20 protein-coding genes are annotated in these 18,957 nt (G+C 70.5%); 13 read left to right on the top strand and 7 right to left on the bottom strand.

The genetic code is table 11. The features are described 5' to 3' along the window. Positions 1–27: 27 nt before the first annotated feature. The 4 genes from CYL12_RS12075 to CYL12_RS12060 are packed head-to-tail and all read left to right on the top strand — an operon-like array spanning position 28 to position 3,239. Complete coding sequence (locus tag CYL12_RS12075; protein WP_101847820.1) at positions 28–888, top strand: ABC transporter ATP-binding protein; 861 nt, start codon at positions 28–30, stop codon at positions 886–888. After that, positions 885–1,568, top strand: coding sequence for an ABC transporter permease (locus tag CYL12_RS12070; protein ID WP_025104210.1), 684 nt, complete (start codon positions 885–887; stop codon positions 1,566–1,568). Before CYL12_RS12075 ends, CYL12_RS12070 begins: the two co-directional genes overlap by 4 nt. Continuing rightward, positions 1,565–2,284, top strand: coding sequence for an ABC transporter permease (locus CYL12_RS12065; RefSeq protein WP_101847819.1), 720 nt, complete (start codon positions 1,565–1,567; stop codon positions 2,282–2,284). The genes CYL12_RS12070 and CYL12_RS12065 overlap by 4 nt, the downstream gene beginning before the upstream one ends. 34 nt (positions 2,285–2,318) lie before the next feature. Then, on the top strand, positions 2,319–3,239 hold the full coding sequence (locus CYL12_RS12060; protein WP_101847818.1) for an ABC transporter substrate-binding protein: 921 nt from the start codon (positions 2,319–2,321) through the stop codon (positions 3,237–3,239). A 170-nt stretch (positions 3,240–3,409) separates the two neighbouring features. Here the strand turns inward: CYL12_RS12060 and CYL12_RS12055 are convergent, their stop codons facing one another. Then, entirely contained in the window at positions 3,410–4,636 is a 1,227-nt protein-coding gene (locus CYL12_RS12055; protein ID WP_101848786.1) for an AI-2E family transporter, read from the bottom strand. Positions 4,637–4,698: 62 nt separating this feature from the next. On the opposite strand from CYL12_RS12055, the gene CYL12_RS12050 reads away from it, so the two are divergent. Further along, positions 4,699–4,998, top strand: coding sequence for a chorismate mutase (locus CYL12_RS12050; RefSeq protein WP_101847817.1), 300 nt, complete (start codon positions 4,699–4,701; stop codon positions 4,996–4,998). 8 nt (positions 4,999–5,006) lie between these two features. Here CYL12_RS12050 and CYL12_RS12045 read toward each other — a convergent pair whose 3' ends face one another. Both CYL12_RS12045 and CYL12_RS12040 read right to left on the bottom strand, forming a co-directional pair. After that, complete coding sequence (locus tag CYL12_RS12045) at positions 5,007–6,713, bottom strand: long-chain-fatty-acid--CoA ligase (protein WP_101847816.1); 1,707 nt, start codon at positions 6,711–6,713, stop codon at positions 5,007–5,009. Between the two features lie 74 nt (positions 6,714–6,787). Continuing rightward, the gene (locus tag CYL12_RS12040; RefSeq protein ID WP_101847815.1) at positions 6,788–7,381 is read right to left on the bottom strand and encodes a short chain dehydrogenase; all 594 of its coding nucleotides are present in this window, start codon (positions 7,379–7,381) and stop codon (positions 6,788–6,790) included. On the opposite strand from CYL12_RS12040, the gene CYL12_RS12035 reads away from it, so the two are divergent. Together CYL12_RS12035 and CYL12_RS12030 are read left to right on the top strand one after the other, a co-directional pair. Further along, positions 7,380–8,060 (top strand): hypothetical protein, encoded by a 681-nt coding sequence (locus CYL12_RS12035; protein ID WP_101847814.1) that lies wholly within the window; start codon positions 7,380–7,382, stop codon positions 8,058–8,060. The two genes, CYL12_RS12040 and CYL12_RS12035, sit on opposite strands and share 2 nt — an antisense overlap. 14 nt (positions 8,061–8,074) lie before the next feature. Beyond that, positions 8,075–8,326, top strand: a complete 252-nt coding sequence (locus CYL12_RS12030) for a hypothetical protein (RefSeq protein ID WP_101847813.1) — start codon at positions 8,075–8,077, stop codon at positions 8,324–8,326. Between the two features lie 19 nt (positions 8,327–8,345). Here the strand turns inward: CYL12_RS12030 and CYL12_RS12025 are convergent, their stop codons facing one another. Next, positions 8,346–9,443 (bottom strand): ROK family transcriptional regulator, encoded by a 1,098-nt coding sequence (locus tag CYL12_RS12025; RefSeq protein WP_158297175.1) that lies wholly within the window; start codon positions 9,441–9,443, stop codon positions 8,346–8,348. A 122-nt stretch (positions 9,444–9,565) separates the two neighbouring features. Here CYL12_RS12025 and CYL12_RS12020 point away from each other — a divergent pair, with 122 nt between their 5' ends. Continuing rightward, positions 9,566–10,729, top strand: a complete 1,164-nt coding sequence (locus CYL12_RS12020; protein WP_101847811.1) for an ROK family protein — start codon at positions 9,566–9,568, stop codon at positions 10,727–10,729. 116 nt (positions 10,730–10,845) lie between these two features. Here CYL12_RS12020 and CYL12_RS12015 read toward each other — a convergent pair whose 3' ends face one another. From CYL12_RS12015 to CYL12_RS12005, 3 genes are read right to left on the bottom strand one after another with little or no spacing between them, the layout of a single operon-like run. Beyond that, the gene (locus CYL12_RS12015; RefSeq protein ID WP_199399113.1) at positions 10,846–11,772 is read right to left on the bottom strand and encodes a carbohydrate ABC transporter permease; all 927 of its coding nucleotides are present in this window, start codon (positions 11,770–11,772) and stop codon (positions 10,846–10,848) included. A gap of 2 nt (positions 11,773–11,774) precedes the next feature. Then, positions 11,775–12,746, bottom strand: coding sequence for a carbohydrate ABC transporter permease (locus CYL12_RS12010; RefSeq protein WP_101847810.1), 972 nt, complete (start codon positions 12,744–12,746; stop codon positions 11,775–11,777). 31 nt (positions 12,747–12,777) lie between these two features. Further along, a complete protein-coding gene (locus tag CYL12_RS12005) occupies positions 12,778–14,022 on the bottom strand; it encodes an extracellular solute-binding protein (RefSeq protein WP_101847809.1) in 1,245 nt (414 codons plus the stop codon). Between the two features lie 284 nt (positions 14,023–14,306). Between CYL12_RS12005 and CYL12_RS12000 the strand changes: the two genes are divergently transcribed. The 5 genes from CYL12_RS12000 to CYL12_RS11980 are packed head-to-tail and all read left to right on the top strand — an operon-like array spanning position 14,307 to position 18,867. Beyond that, positions 14,307–15,206, top strand: coding sequence for an SIS domain-containing protein (locus CYL12_RS12000; protein ID WP_101847808.1), 900 nt, complete (start codon positions 14,307–14,309; stop codon positions 15,204–15,206). Between the two features lie 25 nt (positions 15,207–15,231). Beyond that, the gene (locus CYL12_RS11995) at positions 15,232–16,224 is read left to right on the top strand and encodes an ROK family protein (RefSeq protein ID WP_101847807.1); all 993 of its coding nucleotides are present in this window, start codon (positions 15,232–15,234) and stop codon (positions 16,222–16,224) included. Beyond that, entirely contained in the window at positions 16,221–17,165 is a 945-nt protein-coding gene (locus CYL12_RS11990; RefSeq protein WP_101847806.1) for a 1-phosphofructokinase family hexose kinase, read from the top strand. The genes CYL12_RS11995 and CYL12_RS11990 overlap by 4 nt, the downstream gene beginning before the upstream one ends. Further along, complete coding sequence (locus CYL12_RS11985; RefSeq protein ID WP_101847805.1) at positions 17,162–18,094, top strand: class II fructose-bisphosphate aldolase; 933 nt, start codon at positions 17,162–17,164, stop codon at positions 18,092–18,094. The genes CYL12_RS11990 and CYL12_RS11985 overlap by 4 nt, the downstream gene beginning before the upstream one ends. Continuing rightward, complete coding sequence (locus CYL12_RS11980) at positions 18,091–18,867, top strand: DeoR/GlpR family DNA-binding transcription regulator (protein WP_101847804.1); 777 nt, start codon at positions 18,091–18,093, stop codon at positions 18,865–18,867. The genes CYL12_RS11985 and CYL12_RS11980 overlap by 4 nt, the downstream gene beginning before the upstream one ends. Positions 18,868–18,957 lie beyond the last annotated feature (90 nt).

Genomic DNA, 18,957 nt, shown 5'->3' with positions numbered 1-18,957 from the left:
CCGAACGACCGTCGGAGAGACACCCTCATGATCGAGTTCCGCAACGTCACGAAGCGCTTCCCCGACGGGACGCTCGCCGTGGACGACTTCAGCCTCGTGCTGCCCTCCCGCAAGACCACCGTGTTCGTCGGATCGTCCGGCTGCGGCAAGACCACGCTGCTGCGGATGATCAACCGCATGGTCGAGCCGACGTCGGGGGAGGTGGAGATCGACGGAGAGAATGTGCTGTCGGGTGACCCCGTCGCACTGCGTCGTCGGATCGGGTACGTGATGCAGAACTCCGGCCTCATGCCGCACTTCACCGTCATCGACAATGTGGCCACCGTGCTGCGGCTGAACGGGGTGAAGCGCAAGCAGGCGCATGAGCGGGCCCGCGAGCTGCTCACGACGGTCGGCCTCGACCAGGCGCTCGCCGAGCGGTACCCGAGTCAGTTGTCGGGTGGTCAGCAGCAGCGCGTCGGGGTGGCCCGCGGACTCGCCGCCGACCCGAACATCCTCCTCATGGACGAGCCGTTCGGTGCGGTCGACCCCATCGTGCGCGCCGACCTCCAGCAGGAGACTCTGCGGCTGCAGCACGAGCTCGACAAGACGGTCGTGTTCGTCACGCACGACATCGACGAGGCGTTCCTCCTGGGCGACCAGGTCGTCATCCTCGACAAGGGTGCCCGGATCGTGCAGGTGGGCAGTCCGAGCGAGATCATCGAGAACCCGGCCGACGACTTCGTCTCCTCGTTCATCGGAGCCGACCGGGGCCGCCGCGCGCTGCATCTCAAGCAGACCCCGCGGGGGACCGTGGTCGTCGACTCCGAGGGCCGCACGCAGGGGGCGATCGTCGATGCGCCGGAGGGCGTGGTCGACGGAGCGGGTGCGATGAAGGCGGCCCCGTGAACTGGGTCGGCGACAACCTCGGACTGATCCTCGAGCTCACCGCGGTGCACCTGCAGCAGAGCGCGATCGCGATCGTGCTCGGGTTCGTCCTCGCGCTGCCGCTGGGATGGGTGGCCTGGCGGTATCAACTCGTGAAGGGTCCGGTCATCGTCCTCACCGGGCTGTTGTACACGATCCCCTCCCTCGCCCTTCTCATTCTCCTGCCCTCGGTGGCCGGGTACCCCGCGCGCAGCCCAGCCAACCTCGTCATCGGCCTGACGATCTACGCGATCGCGATCCTCGTCCGCGCGGTGTCCGACGGCCTGGACTCGGTCGACCCCGCCATCCGGCAGTCCGCGGTCGCGATGGGCTACGGCGGGTTCCGCCGCTTCTGGACGGTCGACTTCCCGCTCGCCGGGCCGGTCATCCTCGCGGGCCTCCGCGTGGCGGCGGTGAGCACCATCTCGCTCGCGACGGTCGGCATCCTCGTCGGCGTCACGAACCTCGGCTACCTGTTCACGAACGGCCTCCAGCGCCGCATCCTCGCCGAGGTCTTCACCGGCATCGTCGCCGTCGTCGTCATCGCTCTGGTCATCGACCTCCTGCTCGTGCTCCTCGGGCGTGCCCTCATGCCGTGGACGCGGGCGGCGGCCACCCCCGCCGCCGCGCGTCGGACGATCACGTTGAGGACGGCCGCATGAACGTGTTCACCGAGGCCTTCGCCTGGCTGTTCTCCCCCGACCGCTGGGTCGGGACGTACTCCCTCCCCGTCCTGTTCGGCCAGCATGTCTTCTACACGGTGGTCTCCGTGCTGATCGCCGCGGTGATCGCCGTACCGCTCGGCTGGCTCATCGGGCACACCGGGAAGGGGCGGGAGATCGCGGTCGCCGTCTCCGGAGCGGCCCGCGCCATCCCATCCTTCGGCCTCATGGTGCTGCTGGTGCTCTTGCTCGGGGTGCTGCGCACGCCCCTGGCAGCGATCATCACCTTCGTCGTCCTGGCCATCCCGTCCCTGCTCGCCGGGGCCTACACGGGTCTGGAGGCGGTCGATCGCCGCACCATCGATGCCGCGCGGGCGATGGGGATGACCGGCTGGCAGGTGTTCTGGAAGGTCGAGGTGCCGCTCGGCATGCCGCTGTTGGTCGGCGGCCTCCGCTCGGCGCTGCTGCAGGTCATCGCCACGGTGACGATCGCGGCCTATGTGAACCTCGGCGGCCTCGGCTGGCCGATCATCCAGGGCATCCCGCTCCGCCGTTTCGACCAGGTCCTCGGCGGCGCGATCCTCGTCGCGGTGCTCGCGCTCCTCGTCGACCTCCTGCTCGCGCTCGCCCAGCACGCCGCGGTGCCCCGCGGTGTGCGCACGCGTGCGCAACGACGCCGCGCGCGGGCGACCGCCCCCGCGGCCGCACCCGCCTGACCCACAGCATCGTCCCCCAGAGAAGAGGAAGTCCATGTTCACCGCACGAAAGTCCCGCCTCGCCCTTGCCGGCGGCGTCGCGCTCGCCGCCGCCCTCGCCCTCTCCGGCTGCGCCAACAGCAACCCCCTGGACGCGCCCACCGACGACTCCGGCGACGGTGGGGGCAGCGACACCATCGTCATCGGCTCGCAGGCCTACTACTCGAACGAGATCATCGCCGAGATCTACGCGCAGGCGCTCGAGGCCGCCGACTTCGACGTCGACCGTCAGTTCAGCATCGGCCAGCGCGACGCCTACATGCCGGACGTCGAGTCCGGGGCGATCGACCTGTTCCCGGAGTACACGGGCAACCTGCTCGAGTACCTGGACAAGGACGCGACCGCCACCAGCCCGGACGACGTCTACGCGGCCCTGAAGGACGCGCTCCCCGAGGGCCTCACGGCGCTCGACTACGCCGAGGCGTCCGACCAGGACACCTACACGGTGCTCAAGAGCTTCGCCGAGGAGAACGACCTCACCTCGATCGCCGACCTCGCGGACGTGACCACCCCGGTCACGATCGGCGCGGCTCCGGAGTTCGAGCAGCGTCCGTACGGTCCCGCCGCGGCCAAGGAGGTCTACGGCGTCGACCTGGCGTTCTCGGCCACCGGTCCCACGACGCTGGAGTCGCTGCTCGCCGGCGAGATCCAGGTCGCGGACATCTACTCGGCCGACCCGGCATTCCAGACCGAGGACATCGTGGCGCTGGAGGACCCGGAGAACATCATCCTGGCCTCGAACGTCGTGCCGATCGCGTCCAGCGACGTGGCCGACGAGATCGCGGACGTCATCAACGGCATCAGCGCCAAGCTGACCGCCGAGGAGCTCGTCGCCCTCAACGTGCAGAGCACGGTCGACCAGAAGTCGGCGGAGGACATCGCGAAGCAGTGGCTGACGGACAACGACCTCGTCTGAGTCGTCTCCCCGCGAAGCGCCCGGCCCTCAGGGGCCGGGCGCTTCGTCGTTCCCGCCGGTCGCGTGCATAACTCCGGAGATCTCACCCGACACGCCGCGGAGCACCCCCGGCTGACGGGGTGCCGCCCCGAGTCTCCGAAGTTGTGCACCGGGGTGGGGAGGGGCCGGGGTCAGGTGCGGGCGTCCTGCTTCGGCACGACGACCTGCTTGACGATGATGAGGATCGAGGCGGTGACGGGAACGGCCACCAGGGCGCCGAGCAGGCCGAGGAGCGTACCGCCGGCGAGGGCGCCGATGACCACCAGCGAGCCCGGCACCGCCACGGCCTTGTTCATGACGCGCGGCGTGAGCACATAGGCCTCGATTTGCATGTAGACGAGGTAGACGGCGGCGAAGATCAGCGCGGCGATCGGGTTCGTGAAGAGCGCGAGGATGGTGCCGATCATCCAGAACAGCACCGAGCCGACGAGGGGGATGAGCGTGACGCAGAAGGCGATCGCGGCCATGAGCGGCGGGAACGGCAGGCCGAGCACGGAGTACAGGATGAGGGCGAGGGTCGCATTGCAGAAGGCGAGGACCACCATCCCCATCACGTAGCCGCCGACGGAGTCCGTGATCTGCTGGGAGATGTCGCCCGCGCGGTCGCGGTCGCGGGCCGGGACGAGACGCAGCATCCCCTGGCGCATGGCCGGGAGCGTCGCGAGGAAGTACAGCGTCAGCACGAGCACGACGATCGCGCCCGAGATGCCGCTGGCGATGGACGCGCCCACCTGAAGGGCGCCGCCGCCGATCGTCGCGAGGTTCCCGAAGTCGGACAGGAACTTCTGCACCTCCGACACGAGGTCCTGGAACTGGTCGCCGAACTGGTCGTTCAGCGTGGCGTAGAGGTCGGTCTTCGTGAAGTCCTGGATCATGCCGGGGACCGACTTCACGAAGCCCGCGATCTGATCGACGACGATCGGCACGATCATCCAGAGGACGAGGGCGACGACGACGATGAGGGCCAGGATGGTCACCACGACCGCGAGGGCACGCGACAGGCCGCGACGCTCCAGGAACCGGACGGCGGGGTCGAGACCGAGGGCGCCGAACAGCGCGAGGGCGATGTAGATGAGGACCGTGGAGAGGTTCGACAGCGCGAGACCGATCACGATCGCCCCGAGACCGCCGAGCGTCACGAGGAACCCGAAGACGAACGGCCGATCGATCCGCGTCCAGAACGAGCGGCTCGGCGTGGTCGGCTCGATCACCACGGGCCGCGGGGGGCCGGACGGCACCGGTGCGGCGCCGGGCGTCTCCACGGCGGTGCCGGCGAGTGCCGCGTCGACCGGGGCGGGGGCCGGCTGGGTGCCCTTGTCGTCCTGCGGAGCGGAGGCCGGCGAGTCGTCGTTGCTCATGAGCACACGATAGCGGTGCCCCTCGTCGGAGGTCGGGTGATCCGCGGCTCTAGAGTAGGGGCATGATTGCCGCAGAGGACCCGAAGGCCGAACTGCTCCGCCTGCGCGCGAGCATCGACAACATCGACGCGGCGCTGATCTTCCTGCTCGCCGAGAGGTTCCGCGCCACCCAGCAGGTCGGTCATCTCAAGGCTGAGCATGCCATGCCGCCGTCGGACCCGAACCGCGAGGAGCAGCAGGTCGCTCGGCTCCGAGCGCTCGCCGAAGACGCCCATCTCGATCCGGAGTTCGCGGAGAAGTGGTTCAACTTCGTCGTCGCCGAGGTCATCCGCCACCACACCGAGGCCGCTGAGGGTCGCTGACCCGGCCGTCAGGCCTCACGCTCGGCGAGGAGCCGATCCCGTACCTCCCGGCGCAGCACCTTGCCGATGAGCGACCGTGGGAGGTCGTCGACGGCGGTGATGCGCCGCGGCACCTTGTAGGCGGTCAATCGCGTCCGGCAGAAGTCGCGGAGCCCCTCCATGTCGTCGGCGGCGCCCTCCCGGAGCACCACGGCCGCCGCGACCTCCTCGCCGCCGCTCGCCCGGGGCAGCCCGACGACCGCCGCCGCCACGACGTCCGGGTGGGCCTCCAGCGCGTTCTCCACCTCACTGGGGGAGACGTTGAAGCCGCCGGTGATGATGAGCTCCTTGCGGCGGTCGACGATGGTGACGAACCCGTCCGGCGAGACCTCGGCGATGTCGCCGGTGCGGAGCCAGCCGTCCGGCAACAGGGCCTCGGCCGTCTCGCCGGGGCGACCCCAGTAGCCCTGGAACACCTGCGGTCCGCGGAGGAGGAGTTCACCGGGCTCGCCCGCGGGCACATCGATCTCAGGGTCGTCGGGGTCCACGACGCGGATCTCGGTGCTCGGGAACGGGACGCCGACCGTGCCGGGTCGCCGGGTCGGACCCATGGGGTTGCCGAGTGCGACCGGAGACGCCTCGGTCATCCCGTAGCCCTCGACGAGCAGCCCGCCGGTCGCCTCCTCCCAGCGCCGTACCGTCTCGACGGGGAGGCTCATGGCCCCGGAGATCGCGAACCGGACACTCGACAGGTCGACGGTGCCGCGTCCGGCCGCCCGCGCCAGTTGGTCGTAGATGGGCGGGACGGCGGGGAGGAAGGTCGGCGGGCTCGTGCGGGCGGCGTCGGTCACCAGGCCCAGATCGAAAGTCGGGAACAGCACCACCTTGGCCCCGATGCTCAGGGCGAATGTGAGGCACAGGGTCAGGCCGTACGCGTGGAAGAGCGGGAGCACGGCGAAGAAGGTCTCCTCGCCGTCGCGGAGCCCGGGCACCCAGGCTCGCCCCTGCATCGCGTTGGCCCGCAGGTTCGCATGCGTGAGGATGGCGCCCTTCGGGATCCCGGTCGTCCCGCTGGTGTACTGCAGGACGGCGGTGTCGCCGAGGGACGGCGCGGGCGTGCGACGGGGAAGCCGCCGGTGGGACACGAGCTTCTTCCAGGGCGTCAGGTGCCGCGCGCGCGGCGTGCCGGTCAGCTTCGCCCGCGACGCCCGGCCCTTCGGGACCGGCAGTCGTAGCAGCAGGCGCTTCGACAACGGCATCGCGGCCGTGAGGTCGACGCTCACGATGTGATCGACCCGGAGATCGTCAGGGAACCCCGCGACGGTGTCGGCGACCTTGTCCCACACGATCGCGACGCGGGCGCCGTGATCCTCGAACTGATGCCGCAGCTCCCGCGCGGTGTAGAGCGGGTTGTGCTCGACGACGATCGCCCCGAGACGGAGGACCGCGTAGAACGCCACGACGTGCTGCGGACAGTTCGGCAGCACCAGCGCGACCCGGTCGCCCTTCGTGACCCCGAGGTGGCGGAGCCCTTCCGCGGCGCGGTCGATCTGGTCGCCGAGCTCGCGGTAGGTGGTGACGGCGCCGAAGAACTCGAGGGCGGGTCGCCTTCCGTATGTCCGCACGCTCGCGGCGAGCATCTCGGGCAGCGTCTGCGTCGGCTCCTCGATGTCCGCCGGCACGTCCTCGGCATAGGAGCGGAGCCAGGGACGGGAAGACAGAGGCGTGTCGGTCATGCCCTCATCCTGCGACACGGACCTGTGCTCCGCCTCCCCCTTGACGGGGCCTCGCGGGGGCCGCCGCACGCCGGTCAGACGGTGAGCACCCGCCCCGTGACGATGCCCTCGACCGCGCGGACGTACGCCTGGCCGACCTCGTCGTCGGTGACGGGGCGGTGGCCGGGGAAGGTCGAGAAGTACCCGGGGGAGTTCGCGAGCACGTCGGGCGAGACCGCATTGATGCGGATGCCCCGCGGGGCCTCGGCGGCCGCCGTGATCACGAACGATTCCAGAGCGCCGTTGGCCATCGCCGCCGCCGCTCCCGTCGCGATCGGCTCCCGCGCGAGCACGCCGCTGGTGAGGGTGATGGATCCGCCGTCGGTCACGTGGTCGAGGGCGACCCGCACGACGTCGAGCTGTGCGAGGGTCTTCCCGGTGAAGGCGGCCAGGTAGTCGTCGCGGTCGAGATCGGTGAGCGGCTTGAAGGGCACGGAGCCCACGGCGACCACGACGGCGTCGACCGGGCCGACCCGCTCGAAGAGGCTGCGGATAAAGATGGGATCGGTGACGTCCACGCTCTGCTCGCCGGAACGGGAGGCGCGGACGACTTCATGCCCTCGCACGTCGAGGGTGGCGGCGACGACGCCGCCGATGCTGCCGGTCGCGCCGATCACGAGTGCTTTCATGCGGATTCCCCTCCCAAGACGGATCGAGGCGACGGACCGGCCGCCCCGCGGGATCGAGTCTCCCATCCCTTCCGGGCGGGAGGGGACGGATGCTCACGGACGGACCGCGTCCGAGATCTTTGAGTTGCTGGACACTGCCTCCGATCCGGAAGCGACGTTTGGTGCACTGACCGAGGCTCAGCAGGAAGCATTCACCGACTACTACTTTCCGGTCGACGAGGAGGTGGCGGTGTCGCTGACGCCGGCCGACGATGCTGCAGCGGCTGCCATCGATGCAGGTTCCGTGCAGTCGAGATACGGGTCACTGGAAAGCGCCAGCGCGGCCGTCGCGAGAGCTAGCGGCTGCTTCGGGGGTTACGTCCGAAGAACGGCCTACTCCTCCGTGAATATTGCGCTCTGGGACATGTACACCGAGGGAAAGTGGTGCGGGAACGGCAAGACGGCAACCTCGGCCTCGTTCTCGCGGTCGTGGACAACGATCGGAACGATCGGGTGGCGTGATGCTGGGCAGATCGGCAAGGGGGCCGGAGTTGTGAGCGGACAAGCGCGCATCTGGGCGCAGCGGAAAATGATCTTTGGTACGGGCGGCTGGGACATTCAGACGATGCAACCCTGCCTCCGTCTGAACGGTGGCGGGGGTGGCAGCAAGTCGCAAAGCGTAGTCTGCTCCATCTACTAGGAGGGGGACCGTTCATGTCTCATGAAGCGACCATCGACCGGAGCAGGCGAGAAGGGATCATCTTCCTTGCGATCGCCGCCGGCGGAATCCTCACGTTGATCTCAGCGGTCCTCGCCCTCCCCATCGGAATCGCACTAAGCGTCACTGGTGCTGTCCTCGCGGTCGTGACTCACGGCGTGAAACGAAAGCTCCTGGCAGCGATCGCGAGCTCCGGCGCAGTGTTGTGCGCGACGATTGCGCTATCGCTGCTTGCCACCAGGTTCTGACCACGCCCTGGGGAGAGGGTCAGCGCGGGCTGAACTCGGCGGCCACCACGCGGGTCGCCGCACCCAGGAGGACGGCGTCGTCGAGCGCGCTCGGCACCACGGTGGGGCCGAGCGAGGGGTGCGAGGCGGCGCGGACGGCGGTCGCGGTCGCGTCCACGAACTCCGGGGAGACGATCCCGTCCGGGCCGCTCAGCACGATCGTCGGCAGGTCGACGGCGGCGGCGATGACCGAGAGCGACGTGCCGAGCCGCGCACCCGCGGCGGCGAGCACCTGCGGGCGGTCCGCTCCCGAGGCGTCCAGGCGCCGGGCGATGGCGGGAGCCGCGGCCCACGCGTGGACGCAGCCGTCGCGTCCGCACAGGCAGACCTCGCCGGGGTCGCCGCCCGCGCCGACGTGCGCGAGCTCGCGGGCCCCGATAGAGCGCTCGACCGGGACGCCGTCGTCGCCGACGACCCGGATGGCGGTGCCGATGCGGGTCCCGAGGCGGACGAGGAGGAAGTCAGTGCCGACGGCACCGAACCGCTGCTCGGCGTCGGCCACGAGATCGGCGTCGTCGAAGAGGTGCACGGGGGCGTCGAGGATCTCCGCGAGTCGCGGTCCGAGACCGAGCAGCGCGGAGGAGCCGGTGGGCACACCGATGCCGATGCCGAGCGCGGGCCCGTCGGTGAGGCTGCGCAGTTCCGCGACGAGACCGGCGACGGCTTCCGCGGCGTCCGGGGTGCGCGGCCGATGGAGGCGATGTGAGAGGCGGCCGTCGGGCGAGGCCAGCGCCCCGATGACCTCACCGGGCACGGAGAGGTCGAGCGCGATGACCTGGACGGCGCGCTGGTCGAATTCGAGCATCACGGCGGGCTTTCCCGGCCGGGACTCCTGACTGGGTCCGCTCTCCCGGATCACGCCGTCGGCGAGCAGATCGCGCACGACCTCGGAGACGGTGGGGCGGGCGAGGCCGGTGAGCCGGGACAGATCGGCGCGGCTGAGAGCCGACTGCTCCATGAGCGTGCGGAGGACGAGGGCGCGGTTCCGCTCCCGGATACCGCGGGCGTGACCGTTGCTCGGTGGCTGCGCGGCTCGTGCCCGATCCGCGGGGCGCTCTAGGATCTGGGGGTAGCGCACGATGCTCCTCCCGATCGACGCTCGGGCTGACTAAGTTCAATGAATAAACTAACGGACCGAGCGTACGGAGTGGTACGCGCGCTGTCAATCGACGGACCTCGGCCCCGAGAAGGAACCCGCAGATGTTCACCCACGACGACGCGCTGGACACCCAGGCGGCGGTTCGGCGAGCGAACCTGCGACGGGCGCTTCAGCTCGTCTTCCAGGCGTCCGGTTCGCAGACGCGCGCCGGCATCGCGCGGGCGACCGGGCTCACAGCGGCAACCGCGTCTTCCCTCGTCGCCGAGCTCATCGAGAACCGGCTGATCGCGGAGGGCGAGCAAGCGGTGAGCACGGGGGGCAAACGCGCCACCACGCTCAGCATCGACGCGGAACACCATCTGATCCTCGTGCTCGTGGTGCAGCCGACGAGCGCCTACCTCGCGCTCGTCGCGCTCGACGGTTCCGAGGTCGCCCGCCGAAGCATCTCCTACACGACGCGAACCCGGGACCGCGTGCTGGACGAGACCGTCGCGGAGGTGGTGGACACCTATGGGGCGCGGCTGCTCGCGGTCGGCGTCCAGATCCCGGGGACGACGGACGGCCGCACGGTGCTGGAGAGCGTGCAGCTGGAGTGGCACGAGGTCCCGCTCGCGGACCGCTTCGAGAGCATCACCGGCGTCCCGGTCCTCCTCGTCAACGACGTCGACGCCGAGGCCATCGCGGAGGCCGGGCTGGATGCCGCTCCCTCGGGCTACCGGCTGTTCATCCACAGCGGCGGGGGCATCGGCGCCGCGGTCACCCTCGACGGTGAGCTCGCGCCGGGGCCTCGTGATCGGGCCGGGGAGATCGGCCACGTGCAGGTCGTCTTCGGCGATGCCGCGCGTCCCTGTCGTTGCGGCCGTCGCGGCTGCCTGGAGTCGGCGGCTGCGATGGGACCGATGCTGGGGGAGGAGTTCTCGGACGCGCTGGACGTGCCGGCCGTCCGCGCCCTCGTCGCCCGTGCGGATCAGGCACTGATCGACGACGGGGCCCGCGCGTTGGCCCGCGCCATCAAGCTCATCGGGGCGTTGCTCGATCCCATCGAGGTCGTCATCGGCGGTCCTGCGACGGAGCTCGGCCCCCGGTTCCTGGAGCGGGTCCGGGCCGAGAGCGGCTATCCCGCTCGCGGCACCGCCGACGTCCCCATCCGATATGCCGATCCACGCGTCGCCCCGTCCGCCGGGGCCGCGCAGGCCGCCCTCACCGCGGTCCTCGGCGTGCGATGGAGTCCCGACCAGCTCCGCGCCGGCGGCCCCCGCCCCTGACCTCGCCGTCCCCGACGTTCCGGCTGCACGACCCGGATACGGGTGCACGACCGGATCCGTCCGGAACCCCTGCACGCGTGCCGCGGTCGTGCAGGTGTTCCGGACGCGTTCCTGCGTTACTTCACGCTGCCGGCGGTGAGGCCGCCGACGAGTCGCTTCTCGATGAGCATGAAGAGGATGATGACGGGCAGGATCGCGACGATCGACACGCCGAACACGTACTGCCAGCTCGTCTCGTACTGACCGACGAACTTCGTGAGCGCGACCGAGAGCGGCTGGTTCTTGTCGGTGGACAGGATCACGAGCGACGCGGCGAACTCGTTCCAGCAGGCGACGAACGTGAACACGATCGCCGTGACGATCCCGGGCCAGACGAGCGGGAGGTTGATCCGGAACAGGACCGTGAGGCGACCGGCGCCGTCGATCTGCGCCGCCTCGTCGACCTCCTTGGGGATTCCGGCGAAGAACGAGTGCATGATCCACACGGCGAACGAGAGGTTGAAGGCCGCGTTGATGAAGATCATGGCGGTCCAGGTGTCGCCGAGGCCGAGGACGGTGAACTGTCGGAACAGGCCCGAGGTGAGCACCGCGGGCTGCAGCATCTGCGTCACGATCACGAGGAACAGGAACACCATGCGCCCGGGGAACCGGAACCGGGCCGTGTAGTACGCCGCGGGGAGCGAAACGAGCAGCACGAGGAGGGTCGCGAACACCGAGATGACGATGGTCGAGACGAGGTTGTACGGCAGCGGCGTCTCGGGCGTCGACCACATCGTGAGGTAGTTCTCCCAGTGCCACTCCACCGGGAGGTAGGTCGGGTCGACCGAGCGGATCTGCGCCTTCGTCTTCACCGACCCGAAGAACATGATGAGGTACGGCAGCACGAAGATCGCGAGCACGAGGAACCCGGCGGCGGTGCGCAGGATCACCCGCGGCAGCGTCACCTGATCGGCGGTGTAGCGGCGCCGGCGACCCGGGACCGGCGGGGTGCGTCGTCCGCGCGAGTCGGCGGTGGTCACGAGGGCGGTCTCGGTCACGGTCATGATCAGACCTCCTTCATGGGCTTGACGATCTTGACGTAGGCCGCGACGATCGCGATCACGATGAGGAAGGCCACGACCGACAGGGCGCTCGCGACGTCGACCTTCTTCTGCAGCTCGATGTACTTGAAGATCAGGGTCATGATCGTGTCGGCGCCGTAGCCCGGGATGGACCCGGTCATCACCTTGAGGATCGGCAGCGAGTTGAAGACGTTGATGATGTTGATGAGGATCGCCACGGCGAGTGCGCTGCGCAGCTGCGGCAGGACGATCGACCAGTAGGTGCGCGCGGCGCCGGCGCCGTCCATCTTCGCGGCCTCGATCGCATCAGCGGGAACCGCCTGGAGCCCGGCGAGGATCGTGTAGGTCGTGAAGGGCAGCGACACGAACACCGCGATGACGATGGACCACACGAACGCCGTGGTGGGGTTCTTCGTCCAGCCGTAGCCCACCGCGTCGTCGGAGAGTCCGATGTCGTAGAGGAACTTGTTGAAGACCCCGAAGTACGGCTCGAGGCTGTAGTAGAAGACCATGGTGGTCATCACCACCGACGCGGCCCACGGGACGATGACCGCCATCCGCACGAGCTGGCGGCCCGGGAACGCCTTGTTGAGGATCTGCGCCAGGCCCAGCGAGATGACGACCGTGAACAGCACGACCGACACGACCCAGACGATCGTGCGGACGAAGATCGGCCAGAACTCCGGGAACGTGAAGACGGTCACGAAGTTGTCGAAGCCGACCGAGCCCTTGTCCAGGCCCGAGAGGGAGATGTCGCGGGTGGAGTTGAAGAACATGACGCCGGCGGGGAACAGCACCACGCCGATGATGAGCACCAGCGCGGGGGCGATCCACGGCAGCGCCTGCAGGAGGTCCCGCCCGCCGGGGCGACCGCGCACGGCCGTCCCGGCGTCCGGGGTGCGGGGGCGGCCGGTGGCCGCCCCCGCGAGGTTCGAGGATTCTGTCGTCTGGCTCATGGGGGATTCCCGAACCTCTCCGTTCCGCGGGTCAGCCCGCGTCCACCTGGTCCTGGATCTGCTTCAGCACGTCGGCCGCCGGCTGGTCCTGGATCTGTCCGAACAGCGACTTGAAGGCGCCGTCCGCGGCCGACCACTTCGGGTTCGTCGACGGGTAGAACTGCGCGTCGGGCAGCACGTCGAGGAACGGCTTGAGGGCCTCCTCGCCGGACAGCTCCTCGGCGCCGGACTTCGTGACGGGGAGGAAGCCCTCCGCCTGCACCCACGGCACGTAGACCTCGGGCGAGTAGAAGTAGTCGAGGAACTTCGTGATCGCCTCCTGCTTGTCGCCGTCGTTCTCGAACGCCATGAGCTGGTCCATGACGCCGAGGGTGAAGGGCGAGCCGTCCTCGGTCGGGATCGGGACGATCGAGTAGTCGAGGTCCGGGTTGTTGTCCGCGATCTGACCGACCGTCGGCGGCAGGCCGACCTGCATGCCGATCTTGCCCTGGATGAAGATGTCCATGAGCGGGGAGCGCTGCGTCGAGCCGGGGTCGGCCTGGGTCGCGCCGGCGTCGATCATCTTCTTGATCTGCTCGGCGCCGACGAGGTTCTCCGGGGTGTCGATGGTGATCTCCGACGCGTCGCCGAAGGATCCGCCGCCGCCCCAGAGCCAGACGGCGGCCTCGGCCTGCGCCTCCTCCGAGCCGAGCGGCATGCCGTAGCCCGCCACGCCCCCACCGAGGGCGGAGACCTTGGTGGCTGCGTCGAGCAGGGAGTCCCAGTCGGTCGGTGCCTCGACGCCCGCCTGGGAGAGGAGGTCGTTGTTGACGAAGAGGGCGCGCGCGGAGGCGATCATCGGCAGCGCGTAGGCCGTGCCGTCGACCTCCGCGTTGGCGAGGAAGGAGTCCTGGAAGTCGGAGTAGACGTCGTCGGAGACGACCTCCTCGACCGGGTAGAGCAGCTCGTCCTCGACGAAGCCCGCGAAGGGGCCGCCGTTGTAGATGTCGGGGGCCTCGCCGGCCTGGACCTTGGTGGAGATGACCTTCTCGAGGTTGTCCCACGACTGCACCTCGAGGTTGACCGTGATGTCGGGGTTCTCCTCCGTGAACCCGTCGATGACGTCTTCCCAGAGGCCCTTCGTGGCGTCGGAGTAGCTGGGGACGAGGAGGTCGAGCGTGCTGGCGTCGTCGCCGCCGCCGCTGTCTCCTCCCGATCCACCGAAACCGCAGGATGCGAGCGACAGCGTGGCGACGGCCGCGACCGCTGCGGCCCCGTATCGCCGTGACTTGTTCATGGGCATTGCATTCCTCACTGTGGGTGCTGCTCCAGCGGGCGGGATCCGCTCTCCGGAGAGGGGGGTGGTGCACAGTCGCAGAACACTCCACGCGACGGTGCGTGATGATCGCGCCGCCGGAGCGGTCGTGATCGTCCGAGCGGGGGCTCGGGGGAACTCGTCCCGATTATTTGTCAGGCAAACAAACAAATCAAGATGTTGCTCTCTTGGGACGAAATACTATGATCGGATTACGCCCGAAACAATCACAAGTACGCAACAACTCGTCCGAAAGGCCTCTTCACATGACCGATTCGCTGCCTGGCGCGCACATGCGCGAAGAGCTCCGTTCCCAGCCGGAGATGTGGGGCACCGCGGCTGACCTCTCCGCCGAGCAGGCCCTGCTGCCGGCCCGCGGCGCGCGGGTCGCGGTCGTCGGGTGCGGCACCTCGTGGTTCATGGCCCAGTCGTACGCCGCGCTGCGGGAGTCGTCCGGCCACGGCGAGACCGACGCGTTCGCGGCGTCCGAGGCCTTCGTCGACCGTGGCTATGACGCCGTCGTCGCCCTCACCCGCTCCGGGACCACCACCGAGGTGCTGGAGCTCGTCGACCGCATCAAGGGGCGGACCCGCACGATCGGCGTGATCGGCGACCCCGACTCCCCCCTCGTGTCCCTCGTCGACGACGCCGTGCTGCTGCCGTTCGCCGACGAGCAGTCCGTGGTGCAAACACGCTTCGCCACGACCGCGCTCGCCCTCTTCCGGGCGTCGCTGGGCGAAGACCTCTCCGGAGCCATCGCCGACGCGACGGCCGTGCTCGCCGAGGAGGGCGACGACACCGAGCTGCGCGACGCCGAGCAGTACACGTTCCTCGGACGGGGCTGGACGATCGGCCTGGCCCACGAGGCCGCCCTGAAGCTGCGCGAGTCGTCGCAGTCGTGGACCGAGGCGTACCCGTCGATGGACTACCGCCACGGCCCGATCGCCATCGCCGCCCCGGGCCGGGTGACGTGGCAGTTCGGAGAGGCACCGGAAGGACTGGCTGCGGAGGTGCGCGCCACGGGCGCCCGTTTCGAGCACCGCGCGATCGACCCGCTCGCCGACCTCGTGCGCCTGCACCGGACAGCCCTCGACCGTGCCGTGGCCCGCGGGCTCGACCCCGACCAGCCGCGCAACCTCACGCGATCCGTCATCCTGGATGCATGACGCCAGCGATCCCCGGAGCCGAGCGATGACCCCGAACGACGCCGCGGACGCGATCCCCGACGTCGCGAGGGACGAGGCCGGCGAGAAACTCGCCGCGGTGCGCACGCTCGGCGCCGGGTCGCCCGTCCTGGCCTTCGACGTCGGAGGGACGGACATCAAGTCGGCGCTGTTCGACGCGGACGGGCGGGCGCTCGGCCTCCGCCGCACGCCCACCCCGACGGCCGACGGCGACCGCACTCCCGTCCTCCTGGACCGGCTGGAGGTGCTCGCCGCTCAGCTGCGCGACGAGCATCCCGACGTGGTGCCGTGCGCCGCCGGGCTCGTCGTACCGGGCATCGTCGACGCCGCGGCCGGGATCGGCGTGTTCGCGAGCAACATGGGGTGGCGGGACGCCCCGCTGCGCGCGCTCGCCGCGGAACGTCTCGGCCTCCCCGTCGCCTTCGACCACGACGTGCGCGCCGCGAGCTGGGCGGAGCACGAGCTGGGTGGCGCACGGGCCTACGACGACGCGGTGATCCTCGTGATCGGCACCGGGATCGCCGGGGCCCTGCTCGTCGGCGGCCGCCCCTACACGGCCGGAGGCTACGCCGGCGAGATCGGACACTCCCCGATCGCCGACGGACCGGTGTGCCCGTGCGGTGCCCGCGGCTGCCTGGAGGCCGTGGCCTCGGCAGGAGCCATCGCGCGCCGCTACCGCGAGGCCACGGGAACGGCTCCGGACGGCGCCAAAGATGTCATCGCCCGGGCGGCCGCCGGGGATCGGATCGCGGCGGACATCTGGGACTCGGCGCTGGACGCGCTCACCCTGTCGCTCGCGCAGTTGACCGCCGTCGTGGCCCCCGAGGCCGTGGTGATCGGCGGCGGGTTGTCGCGGGCCGGCGGCGCGCTCTTCGACGAGCTGCGCACCCGCCTCGCCGCGCGCCTCAGCTTCCACCGGCTCCCCGCGCTCGTCCCCGCCGAACTGTCCGGCAACGCGGGGCTGATCGGCGCCGCTCTCCGCGCCAGGGAGCTCGCATGATCCTCACCGTCACCCCGAACCCCGCTCTCGACCTCACCTGGCGTGTCGAGCGCCTCGTCGAGGGAGCGACGCACCGCGCCGAGACCGGGGCATCCCGCGCCGGAGGCAAGGGTCTCAACGTCGCGCGGGTCGCGCATGCCGAGGGGGCGTCCGTGCTCGCGCTGACCACGGCGGGCGGTGCCGTCGGCGCGGAATTCGCCGCGGAACTCGCCGCCAGCGGCGTGCCCCATGTGCTCGTCCCCGTCGCGGCCGACACGCGTCGCAGCATCGCCCTCGTCGATGAGACCGCGGGTGACACCACGATCGTCAACGAGCGAGGGGTGAACCCGACCGACGCCGAGTGGGGCGGACTCCTTGCGGAGATCGTCGACCGGCTCCCCGGTGCCGCAGTCCTCGTCGTCTCCGGGAGCCTCCCGCCCGGGGCGCCGGAGTCGCTCGTGCCGATGCTCGTCGCCGTGGGCGCCGACGCCCGGGTCCCCGTGATCGTGGACACCTCCGGTCCGGCGCTGCTGCGGGCCGCAGACGCCGGAGCCACCGTGCTCAAGCCCAATGCCGCGGAGCTCGCCGAGGCCACCGGCATGGACGATCCCGTCGAGGGCGCGCGGTCGCTGCTGGCCCGGGGCGTCGAGCTCGTACTCCTGTCGCTCGGGGCCGACGGCATGCTCGCGGTCACCGCGGACGACTTCCTGCACGCCCGACTCGACGAGCCGCTCTCTGGCAACCCGACCGGTGCGGGAGACGCCGCGGTCGCGGCCTGCGCCGTGCTCGCCGCGGAGGGCGAGCGCGACCCCGAGGCCATCCTCCGTCGCGCGACCGCGTGGTCGGCAGCCGCCGTCCTCATGCCGCTCGCCGGCGACATCTCCCCCCGCTGGCGCACGCTCGAGGAGCAGCTCCGCGTCTCCCGCCCCGACCCCGCCTTTTTCCGGAAGGACCCTTCGTGACCCTCGTCTCCGCCCGGGAGCTCGTCTCCGCGGCTGCCACCGCCGGCACCGGCATCGGTGCCTTCAACGTCATCCACCTGGAGACCGCGGAGGGCCTCGTCCGGGCCTCCGCGCTCGCGCAGCTCCCCGTGATCCTGCAGATCTCGCAGAACTGCGCCGACTACCACGGCGGTCTGGAACCCATCGCCCTCGCGACGCTCGCCGCGGCGCGGCGCGCGGAGACCCCGGTGGCGGTGCACCTCGACCACGCGGAGCGACCGGAGCTCGTCGATGAGGCCGTGTCCCTCGGGTTCGGCTCGGTCATGTTCGACGGCGGCGCGCTGCCCTACGACGAGAACGTGGCGGTGACGGCCGAGGTCGCCGCCCGCGCCCGTGCCGCGGGGGTCTACGTCGAGGGCGAGCTCGGCGAGGTGGGCGGGAAGGACGGCGCCCACGCCCCCGGCGTGCGCACCGATCCGGTCGAGGCGCGGGCGTTCGTCGCCGCGACGGGGGTGGACGCGCTCGCCGTGGCCGTGGGGTCGTCGCACGCCATGACCGACCGCACCGCCTCCCTCGACCTCGACCTCATCGCCCGCCTGCGTGCGGCTCTGCGCGGTGCCGCCTCCGACGGGACCGACGTGCCTCTCGTGCTGCACGGCTCCTCCGGGGTCGCCGACGCCGTGATCGCCGACGCCGTGCGCGCCGGGATGACGAAGGTCAACGTCTCCACCCACCTCAACGGCTTCTTCACGCGCGCGGTCCGCGAGGTGCTCGCCGCCGATGAGCGTCTCGTCGACTCCCGCAAGTACCTCGCCCCCGCCCGCGCCGCCCTGGCGGACGAGGCCGCCCGGATGCTGCGGCTGTTCGCCCTGCAATCGTCGCAGGATGCCGCTCCGGTCCCAGAGGTTGCCGGCGCGCCTGCGACCTCGATGCGAAACGACGACCGGTGAAGCGCGCGGCCCGACTGCACGCGATCCTCGACCTCCTCGCGGCGGACGGGGAGGTGACGGTGGAGGAGCTGGTGGAGCGGTTCGGGGCCTCGCCGGCCACCACGCGTCGCGACCTCGACTCCCTCGCCGAGCAGCGGTTGCTCACCCGCACGCACGGCGGTGCCGTGGCGCAGACCGTCGCCTACGAACTGCCCCTCCGCTATAAGAGCCACTTCCGCACCCACGAGAAGGAGAGCATCGCGCAGACGGCGGCAGCGCTCGTGACTCCCGGCATGGTGGTCGGCCTCTCCGGAGGCACGACGACCACGGCCATCGCGGCCGCGCTCGCCGCGCGGGAGGACCTGGCGGCGGAGGGCGGGATCACGGTGGTCACGAATGCCGTGAACATCGCCGCGCAGCTCGCCACCCGGCCGGAGATCAAGGTCGTCGTCACCGGCGGTGTGATCCACTCGCGCACGTACGAGCTCGTGGGGCCGTTCGTCGAGCAGCTCCTCCGCGGGGTGCGACTGGACCTCGCCTTCATCGGCGTGAACGGGATGGATGCGGCAGCCGGGGCGACAACGCAGGACGAGCGCGAGGCGGCGGTGAACCGGATGATGGCGGAGCGGGCGCGGCGGGCCGTCGTCGTGACGGACGGCAGCAAGCTCGGGGCCGAGGCGTTCTCCACCGTCGGCGGGCCGGAGCTCTTCGCCACGGTCATCACCGATCGCGGAGCCGACGGGGCCGCCGTCGGAGCGCTGCGCGCTGCCGGCTACACCGTCCTCCTCGCCTAGGCTCGTCGATCGCACGCCTGCGGACACCCCGAGGGCCTCGGCGTCCCCAGATCGCCGAGGCCCTGCAGGAGCATCGCGGCTGCATACCGC

It is taken from the genome of Zhihengliuella sp. ISTPL4 (genome assembly GCF_002848265.1).
GTDB lineage: Bacteria > Actinomycetota > Actinomycetes > Actinomycetales > Microbacteriaceae > Microbacterium.
This window is presented reverse-complemented; position numbering and strand designations above follow the sequence as displayed.

Excerpts from the sequence above, each read along its gene's own strand:
- CYL12_RS12075 (WP_101847820.1), top strand. The coding sequence starts at position 28 with ATGATCGAGTTCCGCAACGTCACGAAGCGCTTCCCCGACGGGACGCTC.
- CYL12_RS12000 (WP_101847808.1), top strand. The coding sequence starts at position 14,307 with ATGACCGATTCGCTGCCTGGCGCGCACATGCGCGAAGAGCTCCGTTCC.
- CYL12_RS12050 (WP_101847817.1), top strand. The coding sequence starts at position 4,699 with ATGATTGCCGCAGAGGACCCGAAGGCCGAACTGCTCCGCCTGCGCGCG.
- CYL12_RS12040 (WP_101847815.1), bottom strand. The coding sequence starts at position 7,381 with ATGAAAGCACTCGTGATCGGCGCGACCGGCAGCATCGGCGGCGTCGTC.
- CYL12_RS12030 (WP_101847813.1), top strand. The coding sequence starts at position 8,075 with ATGTCTCATGAAGCGACCATCGACCGGAGCAGGCGAGAAGGGATCATC.
- CYL12_RS11990 (WP_101847806.1), top strand. The coding sequence starts at position 16,221 with ATGATCCTCACCGTCACCCCGAACCCCGCTCTCGACCTCACCTGGCGT.
- CYL12_RS12010 (WP_101847810.1), bottom strand. The coding sequence starts at position 12,746 with ATGAGCCAGACGACAGAATCCTCGAACCTCGCGGGGGCGGCCACCGGC.
- CYL12_RS12020 (WP_101847811.1), top strand. The coding sequence starts at position 9,566 with ATGTTCACCCACGACGACGCGCTGGACACCCAGGCGGCGGTTCGGCGA.
- CYL12_RS12065 (WP_101847819.1), top strand. The coding sequence starts at position 1,565 with ATGAACGTGTTCACCGAGGCCTTCGCCTGGCTGTTCTCCCCCGACCGC.
- CYL12_RS12045 (WP_101847816.1), bottom strand. The coding sequence starts at position 6,713 with ATGACCGACACGCCTCTGTCTTCCCGTCCCTGGCTCCGCTCCTATGCC.
- CYL12_RS12055 (WP_101848786.1), bottom strand. The coding sequence starts at position 4,636 with ATGAGCAACGACGACTCGCCGGCCTCCGCTCCGCAGGACGACAAGGGC.
- CYL12_RS12060 (WP_101847818.1), top strand. The coding sequence starts at position 2,319 with ATGTTCACCGCACGAAAGTCCCGCCTCGCCCTTGCCGGCGGCGTCGCG.
- CYL12_RS12015 (WP_199399113.1), bottom strand. The coding sequence starts at position 11,772 with ATGACCGTGACCGAGACCGCCCTCGTGACCACCGCCGACTCGCGCGGA.
- CYL12_RS12035 (WP_101847814.1), top strand. The coding sequence starts at position 7,380 with ATGCGGATTCCCCTCCCAAGACGGATCGAGGCGACGGACCGGCCGCCC.
- CYL12_RS11995 (WP_101847807.1), top strand. The coding sequence starts at position 15,232 with ATGACCCCGAACGACGCCGCGGACGCGATCCCCGACGTCGCGAGGGAC.
- CYL12_RS12005 (WP_101847809.1), bottom strand. The coding sequence starts at position 14,022 with ATGAACAAGTCACGGCGATACGGGGCCGCAGCGGTCGCGGCCGTCGCC.